Origin of the sequence: Streptomyces sp. NPDC060064 (genome assembly GCF_042736455.1) — a bacterium.
In the GTDB taxonomy this organism is placed as follows: Bacteria; Actinomycetota; Actinomycetes; order Streptomycetales; family Streptomycetaceae; genus Streptomyces.
In genome coordinates this window covers 1-5,149 of the sequence record NZ_JBHWWF010000095.1, presented here as the reverse complement: position 1 = coordinate 5,149, position 5,149 = coordinate 1, and the positions used below count along the sequence as shown (strand labels likewise).

Genomic DNA, 5,149 nt, shown 5'->3' with positions numbered 1-5,149 from the left:
TTGAGGTGCAGCCCGGCGGGGATCTGTGGGCGGCCGACGAGTCAGGGCCGGCCGAGTGGACGCTGGACTCTCTGGCCGCCCGGGCCCGGCAGCTGGGCATCGAGGTCGGCCGCTCCCAGGTCCGCAGGATCCTGATCGCCGAGGGTGTGCGCTGGCGCCGCACCCGCTCCTGGACCCGCTCGAAGGACCCGGACTTCGCGGGAAAAGGACACGGATCATCGGCCTCTACACCCAGCCGCCCGCCGGTGCGACGGTCGTCTGCGCCGACGAGTTGGGGCCAGTGATCCCGCGCACTTTCGCTCCCGCACCGGGATGGTCACCGGACGGACACCGCATCAAGTCCGAGATCGACTACAGCCGCGGACCGGAGAAGACCTGGGTCTACGGGGCCCTACGCGTCCGGGACGGCCAGCAAATCACCATGGCCGCTTCTTCCCGCAACAGCGTCTTCTACCAGCAGTTCCTGCAACTGGTCGAGGACGCCAACCCGACCGGCGAAATCTGGATCGTCACCGACAACCTGTCCTCCCACAACAGCCTGTCCACCCGGACATGGCTGGAGGATCACCCCCGGATCCGCCACGCGTTCATCCCGGTCGGAGCCTGCTGGCTGAACCTGCAGGAAGGCTGGTGGCGGATCTTCCGCAAGACCGCCCTGGCCGGCCGGTCCTTCGCCAACCCTGACGACATCACCCAGGCCACAGCCCTGGCCACACAGCAGCTCAACGCCCGCGCCAGACCCTGGATCTGGGGCCGGCCAGCCCCGCCCACCCGCCAACTACGACGCCGATATGTGTACATCCAATGAGGAATCCAGCACTAGCGGTGGTTTGTTGACGGCGGGTTGGGGCGGTAGTAGGCCGGACAGTGGGAGTTTTGCTCACTATTCGGGGGCTGTGATGACCAAGCGTGTGCCGTGTCCGCCCGCTCCGGGCCCGCTGGAAGCCTATGCCGCGCGTTTCGATGACCTCTTCTCCACGCTGGCACAGCGCCGGGGGTTCCGCGAGTATCTCGCCGGGTTACTCCTGCCGCGGGACCGTAACAAGACGCTGACCTGCCTGGCCGGGACCGAGCCTGTGGTCGGTGCCCAGCATGCGGCGGTGCAGCGGCTGCAGTTCTTCCTGTCCGAGTCGACGTGGGACCTGGAGAAGGTCAACGCCCGGCGTGTGGAACTGCTGCTGGCGGATCCGGCCACGGCCCCGCACGCGGGCGGGGTGCTGGTGATCGATCGACGATTCCGGAGACCGCAAGGACGGCACTGCCACCGCCCACGTGGGCAAGCAGTACCTGGGCTCGGTCGGGAAGATCGACCGCGGCGTTGTCACGGTGACGACCTGCTGGGCCGACGAGCGCGTCTACTACCCGCTGCACGCCGTCCCCTACACCCCCGCTCACCACTTCCCGAAAGGGAAGAACGACGCCGGCTTCCGCACGAAACTGCAGATCGGGGCCGCTCTGGCCCGTGATGCCCTTCGGGCGGGGGTGCCCTTGCGGGCGGTCGCCGCCGACTGCGCCTACGGCGACCAGGACGCCTTCCGCGGCGAACTCGCGGCCGCAGGACTGCCGTTCGTGATGGCACTCAAGCCCCGCCGGGGCGCCTGGTCATACGGCGAGGGGGCGTACACGCCCGTGGATGCCGCCCGCGACCTGGCCTGGCACGGACCGGACCGCCCCGGCGACTGGACCGCGGTCACCCGCACCTTCCGTGACAGGCACACCGCCACGTGGTGGGCCGCCGACGCACAGCTGGGCTGGTGGGGACCCGATGGAACCACCCGCCTGGTGGTGGCCACCACCGACCCTGCCACCCTGCCCGCGCAGTCCACCTGGTACCTGGCCACCGACCTGCCCCGGCCCGGCGGACCACGGGAGGCGGACAGTCCGTACCCGGCAGCCGACCTGGCCGAAATTGTGCGGATCTACGGCATCCGGCACTGGATCGAGCAGAGCTACAAACAGGTCAAGGACGAACTCGGCTGGGCCGACTTCCAGGTCCGCTCCGACACCGCCATCCCCCGCCACCAGACCCTCGTCACCTGCGCGTTCAGCTCCTGATGGGACACCTGGTTCGCCCCGCCCCCACCTGCCATGGATGAGGAGGAGACGGTGCCCAGCCGGCCAGAGAGGGGGCATTGTGCCGCCCCACCAGACCCAGCAGGCCTGCTGGCCCCAAGCCCTCCGGGCCGTCCGTGGCTGGCTGCCGCCCTGGGCCACGCTGCAACGCTACTGGCAAGCCTGGACAGCCAAGCCCCCACCCACCGAGCTCCAAGCCCTGATCAACGCTGTCGGCACCGGCAGACCTCTTAACCTCTACCTCCCGGCCTAACAAACCACCGCTAGCAACGCCCCTAGCGGGTTCGCCGACGGCGTCGCAGGCCCACCAGGACGATTCCGGTGACGGCCAGGGCAGCGGCTCCGATTCCGATGTAGAGGAGTGTGCGAGATTTGACCTTCTTGGAGAGTGTCACGGTTGCTGTGGCGTTTCGTTCGACTGTGCCGCTGCGCAGCCTCATCTTGGCTTGCCAGGGGCCGTCGGGGAGTCGTGTCTGAAGAGGGACCGTGACGGTTCCCGTTCCGTGAGGGGGAAGTGTGGTGCCGGTGGGTACCCGGAACGGGCCTGCGCTGATTCCGCCAGGGCCATCGCGTAGGTCGAGTGTCCCGCTCAGGTCCACTGCTCGTCTGCCGAGGTTTCGCACGGCGGCGGTGACGCTGGGGCGGCCCTTCTTGTCCCGTGCGCCCTTCATCTTCTCGATCTTGAAGTCGGAGACGGGCTCTCCGCCGGGCCCGACGTCCAAGTAGATCCGCACTCCCACGCGGTGGATGCTGGCGACGTTGTGGGTGGCATCCGCTGCCGCGCTGTTTTCGGCCCACACGACGGCGTATCGCTCTCCGGCTTGCGCAGTCCTTGGCACATTGATCGTGATCTCGGCCTCGGCTACCGAGTGCGGGCGCAGGTTCACCATGCCGGGTTTGGCTCTTGTCCACTGAGTCAGTTCGTTGGCCGTGCGCTTCGGGGCGAAAGTGAATCCGTTGTTCGCGATCGAGGCCGCGGCCGCATACAGCTCGATACGACGTGGGACTGACGACTTGTTGGAGATCTCGATCCGCCGTTGGATGGTGACGCCCGGATTGAGGTGGTCAACGATGTAGGTACGTGCGCGCGGGTCGGTGCGCCGGGCCACGGGGACTTCGAGGAGCCGGATTCCGAAGAATTCCGGCTCCGCCTCCGCCTCCGCGGCCGCCGCTGACGGGACGCCGACCGGCGCGAGCCCACTCATGCCGACCGCCGCTGCGGCGAGGGCCACAGCGGCGATCAGGGTGACGACCCGGCGAGATGGCTTGTCAAGCCACAGAATGGGTCACCGTCCCGGTGTAAGTGCCGGCGACTGCGTCGTCGGGCACGGCGACGTCCAGGGTCGGGTTCCATGTGACGGTGTTGTTACCGGAACCGCTCGGCTTGCTGTAGGCGGTCCGGGGGGCGGCGAGGGTTCCGGCCGTGCCTGCGGTGAACGGCCCGTTGACCTGAGCAACGGGAGCTCCGGGTGTGTAGGTGACGGCGTCGCCGGAGATGGGGCTGCCGCCAGGAGTGGTGAAGTCAGTGGTCAGCGAGACGGTGGCCACCCAGCTGGCATCGGCCAGCGAACGCTGGTCGTCCACCGTGACGTTGCCGAGCTGGCCGCTGGCGGTACCGCCCGGAGCAGCCGCGCTCAATGCGGCTGTATCAGGAACGGTGATGGTCAGGCCGTCGGTGGGGGTGACCTCGAACGTGACCACCGTGTCCCCCTGACTCGGAGAGGCGGCAGCTCCTGATGCACCGCCGCCGACGGTGAGGAGGGTGGCGCTGGCCGTGTCGGTAGTAGTGTCGATCACCGATACGTTGCCGCTGGTGGCGTTTGTGACGTAGGCCTTGGCGCCGTCTGCGGCGAAGGCCACTCCGGTGGGGCCGTCACCGATGTTGGTGGTGATGGTGGAGCTGACGGCGTCGGTGGTGGTGTTGATCACGGACACGCTGTCGGAGCCGTTGTTGGTGACGTAGGCCTTGGATCCGTTGGACCTGACGGCCACCCCCACTGGACCTGTACCGACGGTGATGGGGGTGCCGACGGTGTTGTCGGCGGTGGTGATCACCGAGACGGTGCCGGCGGTTTCGTTGGCGACGTAGGCCTTGGCGCCGTTGGGGGTGATGGCCACGCCTTCGGGACCGTCACCCACGGCGACGGTGTCTGAGACGGTGTCAGTGGCGGTGTCGATCACGGACACATTGTCGGAGCCGTTGTTGGTGACGTAGGCGAAGTCTCCGTTGGGGGTGACGGCCACCTCGTGAGGGGTTGTTCCGACAGTGATGGCGGTACCGGTGACGGCGTCAGTGGCGGTGTCGATCACCGAGACGGTGCCGGCGGTGGCGTTGGTGACGTAGGCCTTGGTGCCGTCGGGGGTGACGGCGATCCCCTGCGGTCCGTCGCCGACAGTAATGGTGGAACTCACGCTGTTGTCGGAGGTGTCGATCACCGAGACGGTGTCGGCGAGGGAGTTGGTCACATACGCCTTGGTGCCGTTCGGGACGATGGCCACCGCTGTGGGACCGTTGCCGACGGTGATGGGCGTGCCGCTCACGGTGTCATTGGTGGTGTTGATCACCGAGACCGTGTCGTCGGCGGTGTTGGCCACGTAGAGGAAGTCCGAGGGAGTCGCGGCTGCGGGAGGCGCGGTGATCATGGGCAGGACGACCGAAGCCGCTGCCACCAATCCCAAGGCGGCTGCCCGCTTGCGGGCCCACCGCAAGCGGGGTCGGTTCCGTCTTCCAGGCCACCCTGCGAGGCGATCAGCCACTTCTGGCTGATGAGCCCGTTGTCCGAACACGAGGACCTCCACGTTCACGATGATGACGCCCCGCACACGCCGGCGCCGAGATCACCTACGGTGACTTGGAGATCACTATATGAAAGCGATGCCGCTATACTCGCATTAGTTCGTTTAGTCCGTTTCGTGTCCCCTTTCTTCTGCCTATATGGCAAATGGATGCGCGCGTTTCCCGAGGCCCTGAAGCCGAACAGCTAAGGGTTGTCCCGTAATGATCTTCGACTTGGTGGAGATACGGTCGGTCGTTGCGCGGCCGCTCGGCTATCCGGCGAGGGCAAGGTTGTGCAGG

5 protein-coding genes and 1 pseudogene are annotated in these 5,149 nt (G+C 67.3%); 4 read left to right on the top strand and 2 right to left on the bottom strand.

Annotated features, from left to right (window positions below; translation table 11 throughout):
* The 4 genes and pseudogenes from ACFWDI_RS40780 to ACFWDI_RS40765 form a co-directional block, all read left to right on the top strand.
* Positions 1 to 284: pseudogene (locus ACFWDI_RS40780) on the top strand (helix-turn-helix domain-containing protein); the annotation flags it as partial.
* Positions 281 to 808, top strand: a complete 528-nt coding sequence (locus ACFWDI_RS40775; RefSeq protein ID WP_385312138.1) for a transposase — start codon at positions 281 to 283, stop codon at positions 806 to 808. The pseudogene ACFWDI_RS40780 and the gene ACFWDI_RS40775, both read left to right, overlap by 4 nt.
* Positions 792 to 1,466: a transposase gene (locus ACFWDI_RS40770; protein ID WP_385312136.1), complete on the top strand. Its 675-nt coding sequence runs from the start codon at positions 792 to 794 to the stop codon at positions 1,464 to 1,466. Before ACFWDI_RS40775 ends, ACFWDI_RS40770 begins: the two co-directional genes overlap by 17 nt.
* 16 nt (positions 1,467 to 1,482) lie before the next feature.
* Positions 1,483 to 2,055: a hypothetical protein gene (locus ACFWDI_RS40765; RefSeq protein WP_385312140.1), complete on the top strand. Its 573-nt coding sequence runs from the start codon at positions 1,483 to 1,485 to the stop codon at positions 2,053 to 2,055.
* A 293-nt stretch (positions 2,056 to 2,348) separates the two neighbouring features.
* Here the strand turns inward: ACFWDI_RS40765 and ACFWDI_RS40760 are convergent, their stop codons facing one another.
* Both ACFWDI_RS40760 and ACFWDI_RS40755 read right to left on the bottom strand, forming a co-directional pair.
* Complete coding sequence (locus ACFWDI_RS40760) at positions 2,349 to 3,305, bottom strand: peptidase (RefSeq protein ID WP_385312134.1); 957 nt, start codon at positions 3,303 to 3,305, stop codon at positions 2,349 to 2,351.
* A gap of 37 nt (positions 3,306 to 3,342) precedes the next feature.
* Positions 3,343 to 4,743 (bottom strand): beta-propeller fold lactonase family protein, encoded by a 1,401-nt coding sequence (locus ACFWDI_RS40755; RefSeq protein WP_385312131.1) that lies wholly within the window; start codon positions 4,741 to 4,743, stop codon positions 3,343 to 3,345.
* Positions 4,744 to 5,149: the final 406 nt, after the last annotated feature.

Excerpts from the sequence above, each read along its gene's own strand:
- ACFWDI_RS40770 (WP_385312136.1), top strand. The coding sequence starts at position 792 with ATGTGTACATCCAATGAGGAATCCAGCACTAGCGGTGGTTTGTTGACG.